This is a genomic window from Streptomyces sp. NPDC029956, assembly GCF_055574655.1.
Window position 1 is genome coordinate 141601 of the sequence record NZ_JBVHZJ010000006.1, and the last position, 19951, is coordinate 161551.

Below are 19951 nucleotides of genomic sequence, written 5' to 3' on the forward strand. Positions count from 1 at the left end.
GCCGCCGTCTTCGGCTCCTGGAGCGGTGGCCACCACCGCCCCGCCGGCGAGCTCTCCGAGACCGGTGCCGGCACCGGGAAGATCGTCACGGGCGCCACCGCCGTCGGTCTCGCCCTCGGCGGCGGCGCGCTCGTCCTCGTCAGCCGGCGGCGGAGGCGTACGAGCCGAGCAGGCGTTCCAACGCCTCGACGACCATGGCGTGGTCCTCCGCCTGCGGCAGCCCCGAGACCGTGACCGAGCCGATCACACCCGCGCCCTCGACGGCGACCGGGAACGCGCCGCCGTGCGCCGCGTACCGGTCGGGGTCGAGGCGCGAGGACGCCTCGAAGGTCGTCCCCTTGGCGCGGAACCGCGCGCCGACCAGGAACGAGCTCACGCCGTACCGCTCGACGACCCGGCGCTTGCGGTCGATCCAGGCGTCGTTGTCCGCGCTCGACCCCCGCAGCGCGCAGTGGAAGAGCTGCTGCGGTCCGCGCCGGATGTCGATCGCCACCGGCGCCTCGCGCTGGCGTGCCATGCCGACGAGCAGGCTGCCGAGCGTCCAGGCGTCCTCGTACGTGAACCGGGGGAGGACCAGCCGGGCCTCCTGCGCCTCCAGCTCGCTCACCTCCTGGGCGCTCACAGCGTCACCGTGGTTCCCTCGCGGGCCGACCGCTTCGCCGCCTCCAGGACGTCGAGCGCGGCCGCGGCCTCGTGGGCCGTCACCGGGTTCTCGCCGGTGCCGCGCAGGGCGGCGGCGACGGCCGCGTAGTACGCCGGGTAGTCGCCCGGCACCGACTCGACCGGGGTCCCGCCACCGGTCAGCGGCGACTCGCCGGAGCCGAGCCGGCCCCACAGTTCCTCCGGCTCCGCGCCCCACACCGAGCCCGGCGCCGGGCGCAGCCCCTCGCGGAGGGCCGCCTCCTGCGGGTCGAGGCCGTACTTCACGAAGCCCGCGCGCTGCCCGAGCACCCGGAAGCGGGGGCCCAGCTGGGCGGTGGTGGCGCTCACGTACAGGTGCGAGCGGACGCCGTTCGCGTGGGTGAGCGCGAGGAAGGTGTCGTCGTCGGCCTCGGCGCCCGGCCGGCGGACGTCCGACTCGGCGTACACGGAGACCACCGGGCCGAAGAGGACCAGGGCCTGGTCGACGACGTGGCTGCCCAGGTCGTAGAGCAGGCCGCCGATCTCCGACGGCGCGCCGGACTCGCGCCAGCCGCCCTTGGGCAGCGGGCGCCAGCGCTCGAAGCGGGACTCGAAGCGCTGGACCTCGCCGAGCGCCTTCTCGTCGAGGAGCCGGCGGAGGGTCAGGAAGTCGTTGTCCCAGCGGCGGTTCTGGAAGACGGAGAGCAGCAGTCCCCGCTCCTCGGCGAGGGCCGCGAGGGTGCGGGCCTCGGCGGCGGTCCCGGCCAGCGGCTTGTCGACGACGACCGGCAGGCCCGCCTCCAGGGCGGCCGTGGCGATCGCGACGTGCGTCTTGTTGGGGGAGGCGACGACGACCAGGTCGAGCTCGTCCGCCGCCCCGTCCGCCCACAGCTCCTCGGGTGTGGCCACGACCCGGACGCCCGGGTACGCGGCGCGGGCCTCGGCGGCCCGTTCGGGGTTGCCGGTGGTGACGGCGGCGAGGACGAGGTCCTCGGACGCGGCGATCAGCGGGGCGTGGAAGACGGAGCCCGCGAGGCCGTAGCCGACGAGGCCGACGCGGAGGGGAGTGCGGGGGGTGCCAGTCATGCCCCTCACTTAAGCAACGGTGTTGCCAAAGTGCAAGCGACAGCGACAATGGGCAGGTGGAGACGGACCTGATCGGAGTGATGGAGTGAACGTGCCGGCCCTGCGCAGCCCCAACGCGGCGCTCGTGCTCGACCTGCTGCGCACCGCGGGCGGGACCGGCATCAGCCGCCTCGAGCTGGCCGAGCGGACCGGTCTCACCCCGCAGGCCGTCAGCAAGATCACCGCACGGCTCCGGTCCGAGGGCCTCGCCACGGAGGCCGGCCACCGCGCCTCGACCGGCGGCAAACCCCGCACGGTCCTGCGGCTCGTCCCCACCGCCGGGTACGCCGTCGGCGTCCACCTCGACCGCGACGAGCTGACCACGCTCCTCACCGACCTCGCGGGTGCGGTCGTGGCCCGGCGCACGCGCGCCCTGGACCTGGGGGCGGGGGCGGGGCCCGTCCTGGACGCGGTGACGGAGGAGGTACGAGCCGTGTCGGCCGGCCTCACCGTCCGGGCCGACGCCCCCGAACCGGCCCCGGCCCGCGCTCAGGGGGGACATCCCGCCCTCGCACCCGAACCCACCCTCGCACCCGGACCCGAACTCGCACCCGAACCCGAACCCGGACCCGCCCTCGCACCCGAACCCGAACCCGCACCCGGACCCGGACCCGCCCTCGCACCCGAACCCGGACCCGCCCTCGCACCCGAACCCGGACCCGGACCCGCCCTCGCACCCGCACCTGCTCCCACCTCCGCCCCCGCCCCGACCCCCGTGCTCGGCGTCGGCGTCGCCATGCCCGGGCCGCTCGACCATCGCGCGGGAGTCCCCGGCCGCGTGACCGGTTTCCCCGAGTGGGAGGGGCACCCCGTCCGCGAGGAACTGGCCCGGCGCCTCGGACTGCCCGTCGTCCTCGACAAGGACACCAACGCCGCCGCCCTGGGCCTCGCCGTCCGCCCCGCCGCCCCCGACTCCTTCGCGTACGTCCACCTGGGTACGGGGCTCGGCGCCGGCCTCGTCCTCGGCGGGGCGCCGCTCCGGGGGGACAGGACGGGCGCCGGGGAGCTCGGCCATCAGACCGTCCAGCTCGACGGGCCTCCGTGCGGCTGCGGCGGGCGCGGCTGTCTGGAGGTGCTGTGCCTCGCGGCGGTCGCGCGCGGCGACGACGCCGGGGCCGCGCGCATCCTCGGTGCGGGCGCGGCCAACGTCGTACGGCTCCTCGACATCGACCAGGTCCTGCTCGGCGGCCGACTGGTCCTCGCCGCGCCGGAGGTGTTCGCGGGCGGCGTGCGGGAGGTCCTCGCCGGGCTCGGCCTGGTGGCCCCGGTGCGCGTGGCGGGGGAGCGGGACGCGGTGGCGGAAGGGGCCGCGTGGCTGGTCCTCGCCCCGATCTTCGGTAAGTAGGCGGAGAGGTAAAGCGGAACGTACGACAGTAGGCCGATCGGGCGGATCGGCCGGGCCGTCCGGGGGCGGACCCGGTGTCGCTCCCCGGCCCCCGCCCCCGCGGCATGGCAGCGTCGCGGCCGACCCGTACGTCCGCGAGCAGCAAAGGCCCGGCCCCATGGCATCCGCCCCCCTGCGACCGCGCAGCCCCCGCGCCCTCACCGCGGCAGCCGCACTGGCGGTCACCGCGACGGCCCACCTGGCCCTGGCGTCCCCCGCCCTGGCCGCACCGCCCCCCTCGGTGCCCCCGGCGACGTCTCCCGCCCCGGCGCAGGCCGCCCCCGACATCCCCGCTCCCGATCCCCCCGCCCCCACCTGCGGCACCCCCTCCGGCTCGGCCTTCCCGCTCGACACCCGGATCCACGGCGGTCCGGAGGAGTACCCTGCCGGCGGCCGACTCCAGGAGTGGAAGCTCGACCTCACCAACACCACCGACGCCACCTGCTCGGGCATCCACCCCGTGCTCGTCCTCACCGACGAGCGGCGGGTGCTGCGGCCCGAGCAGATCCGGTTCGAGTTCTACGACGAGGGGGCCGCGCGCTGGCGGCCGGTGACCTTCGAGACGACCGACCAGGCCGAGAACGTCGGCGTGTTCACCGGCTCGAACGGCTCAGGCATCTCGGGCGGCTCAGGCGCCTCGGAGGGTCCCGGCAGCTCCGGCGACTTCGGCGGCTTCATGGTGTCCGCGGGCCGGACCCTCACCATCCCCGTTCGGCTCGGCTTCCGCGCGGAGGCCGCCCCCGACGAGGTCGTCGTGAACGCCGCGGTCGTCCAGCGCCGGGGCGTCGACGGCGACTGGGTCGGCGAGTCCGGCGACTACCGCCTGAGCGTGGTGCCCGCCGCCCCGGACCGCTCCACCGGACCCGACGAGCCCGCACCTGACACATCCGGCACCTCCGAACCGACCGCCCCCTCCCGGTCGCCCGGGGCGACACCCCGTCCGCCGGGTTCCACCGTCGAGGACCCGGAAGGCCTCGTACTCGCCGGCCCGGACCGCGAACTCGCCGACACCGGAAGGGAGTCGGAGGAGTACGCCGTGCTCCTCGCCCCTCTCGCCGCGGTCCTCGTCCTCCTCGGTGCCGTCCTCGTCCGTGCCGTCCGCCGGTCCCGGCACCGGTGAGTCATGCCCCGTACACCTTCCCGTTCACCCCCGTCTGCGACCATCCCCCGGTGAGCTACCAGAACACCCCCGGCACTCCGGGCGCCCCCGTGAACTCCGGCGTCCCGGAGCACGGCCGCGTGCCCAAGTACTACGCCGTCAAGGCCAAACTCGCCCTGATGGTGGACGAGTTGGGGGAAGGCGGGTTGCTGCCCACTGAGCGCGACCTCGCCGTCCGGTACGAGGTGTCCCGCGAGACCGTCCGGCAGGCGCTGCGTGAACTCCTCCTGGAGGGAAGGCTGCGCCGCCAGGGCCGGGGCACGGTCGTCGCGGGCCCCAAGCTCGAACAGCCCCTCTCGCTCGCGAGCTACACGGAGGGCGTCCGCAGGCAGGGCCTCCGGCCCGGCCGCAGCCTCATCTCGCTCGACCGGTTCCCCTGCCCGGAGGCGCTCGCCCCCGAGGTCGGTGCCGAACGCGGCGATCCCGTCTGGCACATGGAGCGCGTGCTCCTCGCCGACGACGAGCGCGTCGGTCTGGAGAGCACGTACGTCTCCGAGGCCCGCGCCCCGCACCTGGACACCGAGTTCGACCCGGACTCCTCCTTCTACTCCTACCTCCACGACCGCCTGGGCATCTCGTTCGGCGACGCCGACGAGCGCATCGAGACGGTGCTCGCGACGCCCCGCGAGGCGCTCCTCATCGGCACCCCGCCGGCGCTGCCGATGCTGCTGCTCCACCGCGTCTCCCGGGACACCGCCGGGCGGCCCCTGGAGCGGGTCCGCACCCTCTACCGCGGTGACCGGTTCAGCTTCACCGCCCACCTGGGACGGCAGGGCTGACCGACGGGGTGACCGACGGGCCGAGCGGTGCGCCGAACACGCCGAACACGCCGAACACGCCGAACACGCCGAACACGCCGAACACGCCGAACCCCGAGCGGCGCGCCCGGCGCGTAGACCCGAGCGGCGCGCGTCGAACGCCGAGACCACCACAACCCACCCCTCTTTCATCACGGGAAGGTAACGGGTCTGGTCCAAGCTTGTCGGGCCGTTCACCGTCCCGTCGCCCACCGGCCCCGTCCGGGTCACCCGTTCCCAGGACCGTCGACGGCATGAAGGTGATCGTCGTAGGAGCCGGCGTGGTGGGAACCATGCACGCCTGGCACGCAGTGGAACGCGGCCATGAGGTCGTACACATCGAGCGCGAGGCCGAGGCGCGCGGAGCGTCCCTCCGCAACTTCGGCCAGATCTGGGTGAGCGGACGGGCGGGCGGAGAGGAGCTGGACACCGCCCTGCGCGCCCGGGATCTCTGGGAGGGCATCGGCGCCCGGGTCCCCGGGCTCGGCTTCCGCGCCATCGGCTCGCTCACCCCCGTACGGAACGAGCTGGAGCTCGCCGTCGCCGAGGCCGCCGTGGCCCGCCCCGACGCCGCCGCCCGCGGCTACAAGCTGCTGACGGCCGACGAGGCCCGCGCGGTCAACCCGGCCCTGCGCGGCGCGTTCGAGGCGGCGCTCTGGTGCGAGCGGGACGCGGCCGTCGAGCCGCGCCTCGCGCAGCTCGCCCTCCGTGAGGCCCTCCTGGCCACCGGGAAGTACACCTTCCTGCCGAACCGCGAGGTCCGGGACGTCGTGGGGGAGAACGCGGTCCGCGACGACCGAGGCGACGTGCACCGGGGCGACGCCGTCGTCCTGTGCACCGGCGCCTCGCTCTCCGGCCTCGTCCGCGAGGTCGCCGGCGAGATACCCGTCCGCCGCGTCCGGCTCCAGATGATGCAGACCGAGCCCCTCGGCGAGGCGCTCACCACCTCCGTCGCCGACGCCGACTCCTTCCGCTACTACCCGGCCTACGCCTCCGAGGCCCTGGACTCCCTCCGGGCCGCGCAGCCGCAGGACCCGACCGCCGCCGCCCACAGGATGCAGCTCCTGATGGTGCAGCGCCTCGACGGCGGACTGACCATCGGCGACACCCACGAGTACGAGCACCCCTTCGCCTTCGACACCCTCGAAGACCCCTACGAGCACCTCACCCGCGTCGTCGAGTCCTTCCTCGGCCGTCCGCTGCCGAAGATCGAGCGGCGCTGGGCCGGGGTGTACGCGCAGTGCGTCGACACCAGCCGGGTCGTGCACCGCCAGCGGGTCCGCGACGGCGTGTGGCTGGTGACCGGGCCCGGTGGCCGCGGCATGACCTGCTCACCAGCCATCGCCGAGACGACCGCAGACGAACTGGGCTGGTGAACCACATGAGCACGCTGAACAACCGCACGCACGACCTCGTCGTCCTCGACATGGCCGGCACCACCGTCGCCGACGGCGGCCTCGTCGAGCAGGCCTTCACCGCCGCCGCCAAGCGCCTCGGCGAAGACCCGGCCACGATGATCGACCATGTCCGCGCCACCATGGGCGAGTCCAAGATCTCCGTCTTCCGCCACCTCTTCGGCGGCGACGAGACCCGCGCCCGGCAGGCCTGCCTCGCCTTCGAGGAGGCGTACGGCGAGCTGGTCTCCGGCGGCCGCATCGCCCCGATACCCGGCGCGGCCGAGGCCGTCGCCGAGCTCAAGGACCAGGGCCGCACGGTGGTCCTCACCACCGGCTTCGCCCGGGTCACCCAGGACGCGATCCTCGACGCGCTCGGCTGGCGGGACCTGGTCGGGCTCACCCTCTGCCCGGCGGACGCCGGCGGCCGCGGACGCCCGTACCCGGACATGGTCCTCGCGGCCCTCCTCCGCACCGGAGCCGTGGACGACGTCCGCCGGATCGTGGTCGCGGGCGACACCTCGTACGACATGCTCAGCGGCGTCCGCTCCGGCGCCGGGCTCGTCGCGGGCGTCCTGACGGGCGCGCACGACGAGGCGGCGCTCAGGGAGCACGGCGCGACGCACGTCCTCGCCTCGGTCGCCGGACTTCCCGCGCTGATCGGGGAGTCGGAAGCGTGACCAGCGGCATCCGCTTCGACGCCGTGTCCGTCGCGTACGGCGGCACCACCGTGCTCGACCGGCTCGACCTGACCGTCGAGCCCGGCGAGGTCATGGCCCTCCTCGGGCCCTCGGGTTCCGGCAAGACCACCGCGCTGCGGGCCGTCGCCGGGTTCGTGCGGCCGGCCTCCGGGCGGGTGCTCATCGGCGACCGTGACGTGACCGGCCTCCCGCCGTACAAGCGGGGGATCGGCATGGTCGTCCAGCAGTACGCCCTCTTCCCGCACCTGCGGGTCGACGCCAACGTCGCCTTCGGCCTGAAGGCCCGGAAGGCACCCAAGGGCGAGATCCCCGGCCGGGTCGCCGAGGCCCTGGAGATGACCGGCATGGCGGCCTACGCCCACCGGTACCCCCGGGAGCTCTCCGGCGGCCAGCAGCAGCGCGTCGCGATCGCCCGCGCGCTCGCCATCCGGCCCCAGGTCCTCCTCCTCGACGAGCCTCTCTCCGCGCTCGACGCCCAGCTGCGCTCCGGAATGCTGGCCGAACTGGCCAGGCTCCACCGCGAGTTGCCGGACGTGTCGATCCTGTACGTCACCCACGACCAGGTCGAGGCGCTCACCCTCGCGGACCGGATCGCCGTCATGGACAAGGCCCGGCTCCAGGACTGCGGCACCCCGCAGGACCTGTACCGCAGGCCGCGTACGGAGTTCACGGCCTCGTTCGTCGGCAACGCCAACCTGCTGCCGGTGACGGTCGGCAGGGACGGCGTCGTCTTCGACGGGACCGAGCTGAAGGTCTCCACCGAGGGCATGGCCGGTCCGGTCCCCGGCGCGGCCGCCACCCTCTGCGTCCGGCCCCACCTGGTCGGCCTCGGGGACGGGCCGAACGCACTGCGCGGCCGGATCGGCGAGGTCCAGTGGCGCGGCTCCACGCACCGGCTGTACGTCGAGGTGGGCGGGCACCGGGTGAAGGCGGACGTCCGGGAGCTGCGGGAGACGCCCCTGCTCGGGACCGAGGTGACGCTGCACTTCGCGCCCGAGGACGCGGTGCTCCTCGGGGCGGGGGTGTCGGATGGCTAGCGCCGTGAGCCCCGCCGCCCCGGCGACGGCGGACGCGCGGACGCGCCGCGCCACCCCCGTCTGGGTCTGGGCGCTCCCGCCCGTCGCCGTGCTCGCCGTCGTCTTCCTCTACCCCCTCGCGCTCGTCGTCCAGGAGTCCCTGGCCCCCGGCGCGTACGGTGACGTCTTCGCCTCCGCGTCCTTCCGCGACGCCCTCGTCACCACCGTGTGGCTGGCCGTCGCCTCCACCGTCGGGTGTCTCGTCCTCGGCTTCGTGCTCGCCGTCGTGATCGCGTTCGTCCCGTTCCCCGGCGGGAAGGCGGTGTCGAAGTTCATCGACGTCTTCCTCTCCTTCCCGTCCTTCCTGATCACGCTCGCCCTGCTGTTCCTCTACGGCACGGTCGGCATGGCCAACGGCGTCTGGACCGACGTCACCGGGGACCCTTCGGGCCCCTTCCGGTTCCTGACCACCCCGTGGGGCGTCCTGCTCGCCGAGATCACGTACTTCACCCCGTTCGTGATGCGGCCGCTGCTCGCCGCCTTCTCGCAGATGGAGACGGCTCAGCTGGAGGTCGCGTCCTCGCTCGGGGCCCGGCCGCTGCGGATCGTCCGGCAGGTGATCCTGCCCGAGGCAGTCCCGGCGCTCGCGGCCGGCGGCAGCCTCGTCCTCGTCATGTGCCTGAACGAGTTCGGGATCGTGCTCTTCACCGGCGCCAAGGGCGTCACGACCCTCCCGATGCTCGTCTACAGCAAGGCGATCCTCGAATCCGACTACGCCGCCGCCTGTGTCGTCGCCGTCGTCAACGTCGCCCTCTCCGTGGGCCTCTACGTCCTCTACCGGGGGGTGAGCCGCCGTGCTGGTGCATAGCCGTACGGGCAGGTGGACGGCCTGGGCCGCGTTCGCCGTGCTGTTCGTCCCGCTCTTCGCCCTCCCGCTCCTGGTCATCGTCGCCGCCTCGTTCGCCACGAACTGGTCCGGCGCCTTCCCCTCCGGGCCGACCACCGAGCACTACGCGGCCGCCGTCCGCGGGGAGTCCCTCCAGGCCCTCACGACCAGCCTGATCACCGCCGTCACGGCGAGCCTGATCGCGCTGACCGTCGGCACCTGGGCCGCGCTCGCCGGAGCCGCGCTCGGCAGGAAGGGGAAGAGGGTCCTCGACGCGCTGTTCATGCTGCCGGTCGCCGTGCCGTCCGTGGTCGTCGGCCTCGCCGTCCTCGTCGCCTTCTCGCGGCCGCCGGTGCTCCTCAACGGCACCCGATGGATCGTGATCCTCGCGCACACCGTGCTCGTCACGGCCTTCGCCCACCAGTCGGTCTCGGCCGCGATCCAGCGGCTCGACCCCGCCTACGAGCAGGCGGCGGCCAGTCTCGGCGCCCGCCCCTCGTACGTCCTGTTCCGCGTGAGGCTGCCGCTCCTGCTGCCGTCCCTGAACGCGGCCGCCGGACTCTGCTTCGCGCTGTCCATGGGCGAGCTGAGCGCCACGATGATGCTCTACCCGCCGGACTGGATGCCGCTCCCGGTGCTCGTCTTCACCGCCACCGACCGCGGTTCCCTCTTCACCGGCTCGGCGCTGGCCGTGGTCCTCATGACCGCGACCCTGCTCGCCCTGCTCGCCGTCTCCCGCATCCGTACCAAGGCCTCCTTCCGCTAGCCACGCCCCGTCACCGTCAACAGGAGAACACGACGTCATGCGTACGTACGCCAAGCCGATCGCCGCCGTCACCGGCTCCCTCGTCCTCGCCGCGGGCCTCACCGCCTGCGGGGGTTCCACCGCCGCATCCGACGAGAAGACCGTCACCGTCTACAGCGCCGACGGCCTCAAGGGCGAGGCGGGCGACGGCTGGTACGACAAGGTCTTCGCCGACTTCGAGAAGAAGACCGGCATCAAGGTCGAGTACGTCGAGGGAGGCTCCGGGGAGATGGTGCAGCGCGCCCTCCGTGAGAGGAGCAACACCCAGGCCGACGTCCTCGTGACCCTGCCGCCGTTCATCCAGCAGGCCGGCTCCAAGGGCCTGCTCCAGAAGTACACCCCGCAGGGCGCCGACCAGGTCGGCGGCGGCGACAAGGCGAGCGACGGCACCTGGACCTCGGTCGTCAACAACTACTTCGGCTTCATCCACAACACGAGGGAGCTCCCCGCCGCCCCGAAGAGCTGGGAGGAGCTGCTCGACGCGAAGTTCGAGAACAGGCTCCAGTACTCCACCCCGGGCGTCGCGGGCGACGGAACCGCCGTCCTCATCAAGGCGATGCACGACTTCGGCGGCCAGGAGCCGGCCATGGAGTACCTGAAGAAGCTCCAGGCCAACAACGTCGGTCCGTCCTCGTCCACCTCCAAGCTCGCCCCCAAGGTCGACAAGGGCGAACTCCTCGTCGCCAACGGGGATGTGCAGATGAACTTCGCCCAGTCCAAGTCCATGCCGAACCTCGGCATCTGGTTCCCGGCCAAGGGCGCGGGCAGGCCCACCACCTTCGCCCTGCCCTACGCGGCCGGCCTGGTGGACAAGGCCCCGCACACCGAGAACGGCAGGAAGCTCCTCGACTTCATGCTCACCGAGGGCGCCCAGCGCGAGGTCAGCGCGGTCGGCGGCGGCTTCCCGGCCCGCAAGGACGTCAAGGCCACCGACGCCAACGCCATCGAACTGGCCAAGCTGATGGAGGGCGTCGAGGTCTTCGAGCCGGACTGGGCCGACATCGACAAGAACCTCAAGACGTACGTCGACGCGTGGAAGTCGGCGACCGGCAGCTGACTGGCGCCCGTCGCCCGTCGCCGCCCGTCGCCCGTCGCCGCGTGTCGCCACCGTCGCCGCGTGTCGCCACCAAGAGTTCACCGCACGACCCTGGAACGCCCCCGTACATCGCGGAAGGATAACGGGTACGGACCGACGATCAACGCCCCTGAGAAATCAGGGGCGTTGGCGCATGGCCGTACCCATCGACCCCGCTCACGGAGGACTCCGACATGCCGATCACCGGCATCTCCCGCCGCACCGTGCTCGCCGCCGCCGGTGCCACCGCGGCGGCCGCCGCCACCGGCCTCGCCGCCGCCCCCGCCGCCCGGGCCGCCGCCGCGCCCACGCTTCCCGACGGCACCAGCAAGGACAAGGTGCTCGTCGTCGGCATGGACGGCCTGCGGTACGACCGGATCGACGCCGCCAAGGCCCCGCACCTCAAGTCCCTGATGACCAACGGCACATACGGCCGTTCCCTGCTCTACGCCAACCCGATGGCCGCGACCTCCTCCGGCCCCGGCTGGTCGACGATCTCCACCGGCGTCTGGCCCGACAAGCACGGCGTCAAGGACAACACCTTCACCGGCAAGAACTACGGCCGCTACCCCGGCTTCCTCGCCCGCCTCCACCAGGTCCGCCCCGACCTCTCCCTCTTCGCCGCCGTCGACTGGCCCGAGCTGGACACCCACGGCACCGTCACCCCCGGCGCCGACGCCAAGCTCGTCTACGACAACGACTACGCCGTCAACGACCTCGTGATCACCGACATCACCGAGGACATCCTGCGCAACCAGAACCCCGACGTCCTCTTCGTCTACTTCGGCGAGACCGACGAGATCGGCCACAACAACGGCGCCGCCAGCCCCAGGTACCTCGACGCGATCGACGTCCAGGACGGCTACCTCGGCCGGCTGCTCACCGCGATCAAGGCCCGCCCGGCGTACGCCACCGAGCGCTGGACGGTCATCGTCACCACCGACCACGGCCACACCGACGGCGGCGGCCACGGCGGCTCCTCCATCGAGGAGCGCCGCACCTTCGTCCTCGCCCAGGGCCCCGGCATCGCCGCCGGCGCCCGCCCCGTCGACACCCGGCTCGTCGACGTCGCCGCCACCGTCTTCCGCCAGCTCGGCATCACCCCGGCGGCCTCCTGGGGCCTCGACGGCAAGCCGATCCAGGACCGCTCCACCGACCCCTTCGACAGCCTGTACGGGTCGCTGACCGGCCGCGTCGACGAGACCGGCATCCCCGCCGGGGTCCTCGGCTTCACCCGCACCGCGCCCAGCGGCTGGTCCGTCATCGACAACGCCATGGGCACCGGCGGCGTGACCGAGTGGCGCGGCTGGTCCTTCGCCACCGACGAGTTCTGGTCCCGCTCCCAGCGCGACCAGTCCCGCGAGCTGAACGTCCGGGCCCGGGGCGTCTTCGCCGTCGCCGACTCCGACGAGTGGGCCGACAGGGCCTTCTCCGGTACGTACGACTCGACCCTGGTCACCCCGGCGTACAGCGTCTCCGGCGCGACCGGGGCCACCCTGGACTTCACGACCCACTACCGCCAGGAGGGCAGCCAGACCGCGCAGGTCCAGGCCGTCTTCAACGGCGGCACCCCGACCGTCGTGAAGAGCTACACCGCCGACGTGATCTCCCAGCCCCAGTCCCTCACGGTCGCCGTCCCGTCCGGCGCGTCCAGCGTGAGCTTCCGCTTCCGCTACACCGGTTCCAACAACTGGTACTGGGTGATCGACGGGGTCAAGGTGACGGCTTCCTGATTAGGCTGGGGGCGTCGCCACAGCGCTGTCGCGGCGCCCCCAGCACACCGCACGTCTGTACGGCAGGAGTCCCGCACCCATGGCAGAGCGCAAGCCGATCGAATCCTGGCTGACCGACATGGACGGCGTCCTCATCCACGAGGGCGTGCCGATCCCCGGCGCCGACGCGTTCATCAGGAAGCTGCGGGAGACCGGGAAGCCCTTCCTGGTCCTCACCAACAACTCGATCTACACGGCCCGCGACCTGCACGCCCGCCTCGCCCGGATGGGCCTGGAGGTCCCCGTCGAGAACATCTGGACCTCGGCGCTCGCCACCGCCAAGTTCCTCGACGACCAGCGCCCCGGCGGCACCGCGTACGTGATCGGCGAGGCGGGACTCACGACCGCCCTCCACGACATCGGCTACGTCCTCACCGACCACGACCCGGACTACGTGGTGCTCGGCGAGACCCGTACGTACTCCTTCGAGGCGATGACCAAGGCCGTCCGGCTCATCAACGCCGGCGCCCGCTTCATCTGCACCAACCCCGACGAGACCGGCCCCTCCCTCGAAGGCCCGCTGCCGGCCACCGGCTCCGTCGCCGCGCTCATCACGAAGGCCACCGGCAAGGACCCGTACTTCGCCGGCAAGCCGAACCCGCTCATGATGCGCACCGGCCTGAACGCCATCGGCGCCCACTCCGAGACGAGCGCCATGATCGGCGACCGGATGGACACCGACATCCTGGCGGGCCTGGAGGCGGGCATGCAGACCTTCCTGGTCCTCACGGGCCTGACCGGCGAGGCCGAGATCGACCGCTTCCCGTTCCGCCCGTCCAAGATCGTGAAGTCGATCGCGGACATCGTCGACCGGGTGTAGCGGCCGCGCGCCGGCGCCCCTGCGGATGCGAGAAGCCCCGATCCGGGTGACCCTGCCAGTATCAGGAGGTCACGATGCGTTCAGGTCCCATTGCTCTCCGTGCCGCAGGGGCGGCCCTGGTACTCGTGCTGGCACCCACGGCCGGCAGCGCGTACGCCCACGACGGGGTGAAGGTCACCGTCACCCCGTCCACCGCCTCGCCCGGCGCCGACATCGACGTCCGCGTCCAGGGCTGCAAGGGCACGACGGGTGCCGCGAAGTCCCCGGCGTTCGTCGCCGACGCCGCACTCACCGGCCGGGACGGCGGCGGCGCCCCGCTGTTCGGCGACACCACGATCAAGACCCGGCTCGAGAACGGCACGTACAAGGTCAGCGTGACCTGCGACGGCCACGACCACCCGGACGTCGGCACGGTGCGCGTCGAGCGCCACAAGCCCACGCACGAGCCGACCCGCAAGCCCACGCACGAGCCGACCCGCAAGCCCACGCACGAGCCGACCCGCGAGCCCACGCACGAGCCGACCCGCGAGCCGACCCACCACGCGAGCCCGATCGCCCCGGTCCGCGCGGGCGGCGGCGGCACCGCCGCCTTCGCCGCCCCGGCCGCCCCCGGCGTCGCCCAGACCACCAGCGAGAGCGGCCTCGGCACCCCGTACACCCTGCTCGGCCTCGGTCTTGCGGCCGTCGCCGCCGTGGCCGTCGCCTTCCGCAGCTCCCGCCGCCGCGACGCGGAAACCGGTACGGGCACGGGCTCGGGGCCGGGTACGGAATGACGGCGCCGTCCGGCTCCCGCCCGGCGGGCACCGGGCGACTCGTCACCGGCGTGGCCTGGGCGCTGCTCCTGCTCGGGCTCTGGCTCTGGGGCCGCGAGGTCACCGAAGGACCCGGGGGCAGCTCCGCGCCGACCACCGGCGACATCGCCGCCGTCGGCCGCCCGCTCGGCGTCGCCCTGCCCCCGGCGCGCGACCCCCTCACGCCCGTCACGCCCCAGCGGGTCGAGGTCCCGTCCCTCGGCATCGCCGCGCCCGTCGTGGCACGCGGCCTCGACAGCACGGGAGCGATCGACCCGCCGCCGTACGAGATGCCGCACACGGTCGGCTGGTTCGGCTCCGGCACCCGGCCGGGCGCCGCGGGCCCGGCCCTCCTCGTCGGCCACGTCGACACGGAGACCCGGCCGGCGGTCTTCTACGGGCTGAGCGCGGCCCGCCCCGGCGCGAAGGTCCGCATCACCCGTACGGACGGATCGGTCGCCGAATTCACGGTGGACGACGTCCAGGTCTACCCGCGGGAAGACTTCGACGCGAGCAAGGTCTACGGGGCGCGGGTCCCGCACCGTGCGGAACTGCGCCTGATCACCTGCGGCGGCACGTTCGACCGGAGCGCCAACGCCTACACGGCCAATGTGGTGGTCTCGGCCTACCTGACGGCAGCGACAACCACCTGACCCCACGGCCCCCGCGCGCCCATGCCGTGGTCGTCCACCTGGTCCGCCGCCCCGAGCTGTCCGGGGGGACCCCCAGCGGGACGATCGCCCGCACAGCGGTGGGGTGGGGTGCGGGTCCGCACGGGGGCGGGTGGGGCGAAGCCCAGTGGCGCCGCCCGCATGGGGGTGGCACGGGGGGCCTCGCCCTGTCGGGCGCGGGTTCGTACGGGGGCGGCGAGGCGCGGGTCCGTACGGTCGGGGCGAGGCGCTCCCTGAGCGGCCGCGCCGCGGACCCGGTCCCGGTCGGCGGCGCGCGTCCCGCAACCGCCGCCGACCGGTCCGGTCCTCCACCGCAGGGCTCACGGACGCGGGAGGAGTCCGGTGCCGCCGCGGGAGGTCGAGGTTCCGGACACTGTAGAGGCCCCGCCCCGCCCGGCCCAGAGGGCCGTCGCGTCCCGATGCTCACGACCGCTCGCCACGCGCCGTGAGAAGAGCCGGGTTCCCGCTCCAGGCCCTCGCGCGTCGCGGCGTCCTCCCGGCCGGCCTGCCAGGCCCCGGGGCATCCGCCCCGCCCGCGCCCGACGCACCCCCCGGTCGAGTCCCACCCCGGGAACTGACCCACCCCGCCCAGCAGTTCGCGGAGTGAGAAGGGTCGGGAACGACCAAGACCCCCTCACCATCGGTGAGGGGGTCTTGACTCTGCGTGCGCCGCCAGGGACTCGAACCCCGGACCCGCTGATTAAGAGTCAGCTGCTCTAACCAACTGAGCTAGCGGCGCCTGCTGACAGAGAGAACTCTACCTGACGTCCGGGTGTGCTCCTGACCAATAACGGTCGCCTCCGGCCTGTCGGATGGTCGTATCAGGCCTTCGAACCGTCAAAATGCGATTTGTCCAGACAGTTGAGACACTGACGCCCAAAACCAAGGGTCAAAAGATCTTGACGAGTGTGGAGGGGAATCGCATGAGCGTGCCGGTCTTCGAGGAGTTCGAACCCGCGGTCGACTGCGGCTGCCCGGGGTGCGTCCGGCAGCGGCGTGACCTCGCGCTTCGTCCGCCCGTCAGGGCGGGCGGGCATCCGGCGGCGCACGGCGCGCGCCGCGCCCTGGTCCTGGTGACGGCCGCGGGCGTGGTCCTCGGCGGTGGTGGGGCCGCCGAGGCGACGGCCCCACCACCGCCCTCGGCCCCGTTCGTCCCGGCGGACCTCGCAGAGGCGCCGGCGGACGCGTCCGCGCGGGTCGCCCATCCCGAGCCCGACACCCCGCAGGGCGGCCGCGGGCCGCTGCACGGAGCGCCGGGTCCCGGCGGCCAGCCCTCCCCGAACGCGAATCCGACGCCCAGTCAGGTCTCGACGGGCACCCTGCGGAAGTCGACCCGGGCGGAGATCATCAACCGCGCCAAGCTGTGGGTGACCGCCCAGGTCCCGTACTCCATGGAGAAGTACTGGTCGGACGGCTACCGCCAGGACTGCTCGGGCTACATCTCGATGGCCTGGAACCTCCGCAGCAACGAGTGGACCGGCAGCCTCGACCGTTTCGCCGACCGCGTCGACCGCACCGAGCTCCAGCCCGGCGACATCCTGCTCTTCCACAACCCGGCCAACCCGACGCGCGGCTCGCACGTCACGATCTTCGGCGGCTGGACCGACTACACCCACACGTCCTACGTCGCGTACGAGCAGACCAAGCCGCGGACGCGGAAACAGGCGACGCCGATGGCGTACTGGGAGAACTCCCCCCGCTACGTGGGCTACCGCTACAAGGGCGTGGTCAGCGCCGGCGGCACCGGGGGCACCGCGGGCGGGGCGGCCTCGACGGCGACGCCGTACCCCGGCACGGCGATGTTCGGCACCGGTGCGAACAACGCGTACGTCACCCAGCTCGGACGGCTCCTCGTCGACCGCGGCGGCAAGAAGTACTACAGCAAGGGGCCCGGTCCGAAGTGGGGAGCGGCGGACCGTCGCGCGACCCAGGCCTTCCAGCTGGCGCAGGGCTGGAAGGGCAAGGAGGCGGACGGCCTGCCGGGCCCGGACACCTGGAAGCTCCTCGTGACCGGCGGGGGCAAGAGCATCGGCGGTTCGAGTGGTTCGAGCGGGTCGAGTTCGAATGCGACGGGATTTCCCGGGCGTGGCTCCTTCCGTCCGGGCCAATCCAACGCATATGTGGAGAAGCTGGGCAAACAACTGGTGAAGCGGGGCTTCGGCAAGCACTACCTGTCGGGACCCGGTCCGCGCTGGACGGAGGCGGACCGCCGCAACGTCGAGGCGTTCCAGCGGGCACAGGGCTGGCGCGGCGCAGCGGCCGACGGCTACCCGGGCCCGGAGACCTGGCGGCGCTTGTTCCGATGACCCCGAGAGCATGAGGTGGACCCGAATGACGGCATCGACCCCCAACCCCGCGGATTCCGGCGCGGCGGCCTCACGTGACGCGGCCCGCACCGCCCGCCGCCTGACGGACGGCACCCTCCCGCGGACGTCCCCTCCCCAGGGCGCACCCCCGGGCACCCCGGGCACCCCGTCGACCCGACGGGAGACGCCGACGGAGCCGGGGCGGTCGACGCAGCCGGCACCGCCGGGGGAGCAGGGGGAGGGCGCGCCGGTGGCCGGCGCACCGGTGGAGGGCGGCGCCCCCTCGGCGAGCGTCGAGGCGGCGGGTGCGGTGAACCCTCCGGCGGCGGACGCCGGTGCCGCGTCGACACCGGCCGGGGGTGACGCGGCACCGGCGTCCCCATCGGACGGTGCGCCGGAAGCCCCTGTGGCGGACGCGTCGGGTCCGTCGGCGTCTCCCGCCGCCGGAGCACCTCCGGCCGCCGATGAGCCGGGGACCTCGCGGCGCAGGGTTCCGGTGTGGCCCGAGCCGGGGGCGAGAGGTGGCGCCGCGGCGGAGGCGGCGGCGAGGCCGGACGCCCCGGCCAGCCCGGTCGGCACGGCACCGGGGCACGGGACGGGGCAGGTCGGTACGACGCCGCCCGGTGACGGCGTGAGGACTTCCGGCGCGCTCCCGGTCCGCCCGGCCGGCTCCGAGCTCCCGGCCGGCTCCCCGCTCCCCACCGGCTCCCGGCTTCCGACGGGCTCCGCGCTTCCGGCCGGCTCCGCGCTTCCGGGCAGGTCCGCTTCCGGTACGGCGACGGGGGCGCCGGCCGCCCCGGGAACCGCCCCGGGCGCAGCCCCGGAAACCGCCTCCGGACCCGCACCAGTGGTCTCGCGAGTCCAGCCCGTCCCGCCCGCCTACCCCGGCACCACGCCCTCCGGGGCGGGCAAGCACGCCCGCCCCGCATCGCCCGTCACCTTGAAGGCCGTCGTCACCGTGCGGTCCGGTGGTCCTTCGCCGGTCCCTGTCGCTGTCCCCGCTGCTGTCCCTGCTGCTCCCGTCGCGGTCGCCGCGCCGACCGCCGCACCCGGCACCGAGCCCGGCCGTTCCGACCGTCCCGCCGGCCGCCCCGTCACACCCGACTTCGGGCGGATCGCCGGGGCCGGTGTCGGTGCCGTCGCCGTGCCCGTCGCCGCCGTCGTGCGGGTCGCGCGGCGGAAGAACGTGATCGGGGCCGAGACCACCGGGTCGATCCCGGTGCACCTCCTCTTCCGCGACGAGCCGGGGAACGCCGTGCCCTTCGCGGCCGGTGAGGACGACGGCGGTCCCGACACCGTCGCCATGGCCGCGCCCACCCCCTCCCGGACGGGTACGGGCCCCGCCATCCCCGGCCCGTCGAAGGTCCAGGCCGAAGGCCAGGCGCAGCCTCAGGCGGACGCCGCCGGGACCAGGGCGGCGAACCAGGGCACGTCCCGGCAGAAGCCGAAGTTCCGGCTGAACGCGAAGCGCGACGCGACGCCCGGCGCGCAACCCGACGTCCGGCTCGACGCGCCCCCCGGGGATCGCCCCAGGACCCGGGCCGCCAAGGCATCCGCCACCAACGCCACCAACGCCACCACCGCCGCCAAGGCATCCACCGCCAAGGCCGCCCCCGCCACCAAGGCCCACGCCTCCGCCGAAGCCCCCGCCCGGGCCTCCGCCTCCCGGCCCGCGCCCACCGCCGACCCCGCTCTCGTCGAGCGCCCCGGGCCGGTGCTGCCCGGGTGGGTCGGGGTCGTCGGCGGCGCCCTCGCGCTCGCCGCGTGCGCGGCGGTCGTGTGGTGGACCGGGGCCGTTCCCGCGGAGGCGGCCCGGATGCTGCGGCTGCCGGAACGCCCGTACAACGGGATCCATCTCGGCCAGTGGGCGCTCCTCGCGCTCGGCGTCGTCCTCACCCTGTTCGCGCTCGGCGGGCTCGGCCGGGGCCGGGTCGGCTACGCCTGGGTGCTGACCCTGTTCGGCGACTACCGCGGCACGGTCCGCCGTACCGGTCTGGTCTGGGTCAGCCCGCTCCTGCTGCGCCGCCGCGTCGACGTACGGCTCCGGCACTGGCGCAGTGAGCCGCTGTCGGCGGTGGACGCCAAGGGCACCGCGCTCGATGTCACCGTGCTCGTGGTGTGGCGGGTGCGGGACACCGTCCGGGCGGCGCTCGGTGTCGACGGGCACGAGGACTACCTGCGGGAGCAGGTGGAGGCGGCCATGGCCCGGGTGCTGTCGCAGCTTCCGGCGGACGCCTTCCACGAGGACGCTCCCACGCTCCGGGACGCGGAGGCCGTCGGTGAGGCGCTGACGCGGATGCTGTCGGCGGAGTGCGCTCCGGTGGGTGTGGACGTGTTCTCGGCGCAGCCGACGCGGATCGAGTACGCGCCGGACGTGGCGGCGGCGATGCGCAGGCGCCGGATCGCGGCGATCGACGCGAAGCACCGGGACAGCGTGCTGACCTCGGTGGTGGACGCGGTGGACGACGTGGTCCACCGGCTGACCAGTCGTGGTCTGGTGGAGCTCGACGACTACGAGCGCAAGGCGCTGGTCAAGGACCTGACGGTGGCGTTCTACACGGGTCGGACGGGTCCTGTAGAGGGGGCGTGAAGGGATGGACATGTTCAACTTCCGTCCATACCTTGGTA

The 19951-nt window shown here is 73.8% G+C and carries 17 protein-coding genes and 1 tRNA gene; 15 read left to right on the plus strand and 3 right to left on the minus strand.

Annotation, left to right across the window (positions count from 1 at the left end; genetic code table 11):
• Nucleotides 1–139 precede the first annotated feature (139 nt).
• Both ACZ4XX_RS06835 and ACZ4XX_RS06840 read right to left on the minus strand, forming a co-directional pair.
• Complete coding sequence (locus ACZ4XX_RS06835) at nucleotides 140–622, minus strand: heme-degrading domain-containing protein (RefSeq protein WP_468506868.1); 483 nt, start codon at nucleotides 620–622, stop codon at nucleotides 140–142.
• Entirely contained in the window at nucleotides 619–1707 is a 1089-nt protein-coding gene (locus tag ACZ4XX_RS06840) for a Gfo/Idh/MocA family oxidoreductase (protein ID WP_468506869.1), read from the minus strand. The genes ACZ4XX_RS06835 and ACZ4XX_RS06840 overlap by 4 nt, the downstream gene beginning before the upstream one ends.
• Nucleotides 1708–1792: 85 nt before the next feature.
• On the opposite strand from ACZ4XX_RS06840, the gene ACZ4XX_RS06845 reads away from it, so the two are divergent.
• From ACZ4XX_RS06845 to ACZ4XX_RS06905, 13 genes are all read left to right on the plus strand, one after another.
• Complete coding sequence (locus tag ACZ4XX_RS06845) at nucleotides 1793–3091, plus strand: ROK family protein (RefSeq protein WP_468506870.1); 1299 nt, start codon at nucleotides 1793–1795, stop codon at nucleotides 3089–3091.
• 157 nt (nucleotides 3092–3248) lie between these two features.
• A complete protein-coding gene (locus tag ACZ4XX_RS06850; protein WP_468506871.1) occupies nucleotides 3249–4250 on the plus strand; it encodes a hypothetical protein in 1002 nt (333 codons plus the stop codon).
• A 50-nt stretch (nucleotides 4251–4300) separates the two neighbouring features.
• Nucleotides 4301–5068: a GntR family transcriptional regulator gene (locus ACZ4XX_RS06855; protein ID WP_468506872.1), complete on the plus strand. Its 768-nt coding sequence runs from the start codon at nucleotides 4301–4303 to the stop codon at nucleotides 5066–5068.
• 272 nt (nucleotides 5069–5340) lie between these two features.
• Complete coding sequence (locus tag ACZ4XX_RS06860) at nucleotides 5341–6462, plus strand: TIGR03364 family FAD-dependent oxidoreductase (RefSeq protein WP_468506873.1); 1122 nt, start codon at nucleotides 5341–5343, stop codon at nucleotides 6460–6462.
• Between the two features lie 5 nt (nucleotides 6463–6467).
• The gene (locus tag ACZ4XX_RS06865) at nucleotides 6468–7160 is read left to right on the plus strand and encodes a phosphonatase-like hydrolase (RefSeq protein WP_468506874.1); all 693 of its coding nucleotides are present in this window, start codon (nucleotides 6468–6470) and stop codon (nucleotides 7158–7160) included.
• Complete coding sequence (locus ACZ4XX_RS06870; protein ID WP_468506875.1) at nucleotides 7157–8218, plus strand: ABC transporter ATP-binding protein; 1062 nt, start codon at nucleotides 7157–7159, stop codon at nucleotides 8216–8218. Before ACZ4XX_RS06865 ends, ACZ4XX_RS06870 begins: the two co-directional genes overlap by 4 nt.
• Nucleotides 8211–9065 carry a 2-aminoethylphosphonate ABC transporter permease subunit gene (locus ACZ4XX_RS06875; RefSeq protein ID WP_468506876.1) on the plus strand — a complete coding sequence of 285 codons (855 nt, stop codon included), beginning with the start codon at nucleotides 8211–8213 and terminating at the stop codon, nucleotides 9063–9065. Before ACZ4XX_RS06870 ends, ACZ4XX_RS06875 begins: the two co-directional genes overlap by 8 nt.
• Entirely contained in the window at nucleotides 9052–9849 is a 798-nt protein-coding gene (locus ACZ4XX_RS06880; protein ID WP_468506877.1) for an ABC transporter permease, read from the plus strand. The genes ACZ4XX_RS06875 and ACZ4XX_RS06880 overlap by 14 nt, the downstream gene beginning before the upstream one ends.
• A gap of 37 nt (nucleotides 9850–9886) precedes the next feature.
• Nucleotides 9887–10945, plus strand: coding sequence for a 2-aminoethylphosphonate ABC transporter substrate-binding protein (locus ACZ4XX_RS06885; RefSeq protein WP_468506878.1), 1059 nt, complete (start codon nucleotides 9887–9889; stop codon nucleotides 10943–10945).
• 212 nt (nucleotides 10946–11157) lie between these two features.
• On the plus strand, nucleotides 11158–12696 hold the full coding sequence (locus ACZ4XX_RS06890; RefSeq protein ID WP_468506879.1) for an alkaline phosphatase family protein: 1539 nt from the start codon (nucleotides 11158–11160) through the stop codon (nucleotides 12694–12696).
• Nucleotides 12697–12775: 79 nt separating this feature from the next.
• Nucleotides 12776–13555: an HAD-IIA family hydrolase gene (locus ACZ4XX_RS06895; RefSeq protein WP_468506880.1), complete on the plus strand. Its 780-nt coding sequence runs from the start codon at nucleotides 12776–12778 to the stop codon at nucleotides 13553–13555.
• A gap of 74 nt (nucleotides 13556–13629) precedes the next feature.
• Complete coding sequence (locus tag ACZ4XX_RS06900; RefSeq protein WP_468506881.1) at nucleotides 13630–14328, plus strand: PT domain-containing protein; 699 nt, start codon at nucleotides 13630–13632, stop codon at nucleotides 14326–14328.
• Entirely contained in the window at nucleotides 14325–14999 is a 675-nt protein-coding gene (locus ACZ4XX_RS06905; RefSeq protein ID WP_468506882.1) for a class F sortase, read from the plus strand. Before ACZ4XX_RS06900 ends, ACZ4XX_RS06905 begins: the two co-directional genes overlap by 4 nt.
• A gap of 683 nt (nucleotides 15000–15682) precedes the next feature.
• Here ACZ4XX_RS06905 and ACZ4XX_RS06910 read toward each other — a convergent pair.
• Nucleotides 15683–15756, minus strand: a tRNA-Lys gene (locus tag ACZ4XX_RS06910).
• 184 nt (nucleotides 15757–15940) lie between these two features.
• Between ACZ4XX_RS06910 and ACZ4XX_RS06915 the strand changes: the two genes are divergently transcribed.
• Both ACZ4XX_RS06915 and ACZ4XX_RS06920 read left to right on the plus strand, forming a co-directional pair.
• Nucleotides 15941–17323 (plus strand): peptidoglycan-binding protein, encoded by a 1383-nt coding sequence (locus ACZ4XX_RS06915; RefSeq protein ID WP_468506883.1) that lies wholly within the window; start codon nucleotides 15941–15943, stop codon nucleotides 17321–17323.
• Nucleotides 17324–18170: 847 nt separating this feature from the next.
• Nucleotides 18171–19913, plus strand: a complete 1743-nt coding sequence (locus tag ACZ4XX_RS06920; RefSeq protein WP_468506884.1) for an SPFH domain-containing protein — start codon at nucleotides 18171–18173, stop codon at nucleotides 19911–19913.
• Nucleotides 19914–19951 lie beyond the last annotated feature (38 nt).

Excerpts from the sequence above, each read along its gene's own strand:
- ACZ4XX_RS06840 (WP_468506869.1), bottom strand. The coding sequence starts at position 1,707 with ATGACTGGCACCCCCCGCACTCCCCTCCGCGTCGGCCTCGTCGGCTAC.
- ACZ4XX_RS06850 (WP_468506871.1), top strand. The coding sequence starts at position 3,249 with ATGGCATCCGCCCCCCTGCGACCGCGCAGCCCCCGCGCCCTCACCGCG.
- ACZ4XX_RS06860 (WP_468506873.1), top strand. The coding sequence starts at position 5,341 with ATGAAGGTGATCGTCGTAGGAGCCGGCGTGGTGGGAACCATGCACGCC.
- ACZ4XX_RS06865 (WP_468506874.1), top strand. The coding sequence starts at position 6,468 with ATGAGCACGCTGAACAACCGCACGCACGACCTCGTCGTCCTCGACATG.
- ACZ4XX_RS06875 (WP_468506876.1), top strand. The coding sequence starts at position 8,211 with ATGGCTAGCGCCGTGAGCCCCGCCGCCCCGGCGACGGCGGACGCGCGG.
- ACZ4XX_RS06885 (WP_468506878.1), top strand. The coding sequence starts at position 9,887 with ATGCGTACGTACGCCAAGCCGATCGCCGCCGTCACCGGCTCCCTCGTC.
- ACZ4XX_RS06890 (WP_468506879.1), top strand. The coding sequence starts at position 11,158 with ATGCCGATCACCGGCATCTCCCGCCGCACCGTGCTCGCCGCCGCCGGT.
- ACZ4XX_RS06895 (WP_468506880.1), top strand. The coding sequence starts at position 12,776 with ATGGCAGAGCGCAAGCCGATCGAATCCTGGCTGACCGACATGGACGGC.
- ACZ4XX_RS06900 (WP_468506881.1), top strand. The coding sequence starts at position 13,630 with ATGCGTTCAGGTCCCATTGCTCTCCGTGCCGCAGGGGCGGCCCTGGTA.
- ACZ4XX_RS06905 (WP_468506882.1), top strand. The coding sequence starts at position 14,325 with ATGACGGCGCCGTCCGGCTCCCGCCCGGCGGGCACCGGGCGACTCGTC.
- ACZ4XX_RS06915 (WP_468506883.1), top strand. The coding sequence starts at position 15,941 with ATGAGCGTGCCGGTCTTCGAGGAGTTCGAACCCGCGGTCGACTGCGGC.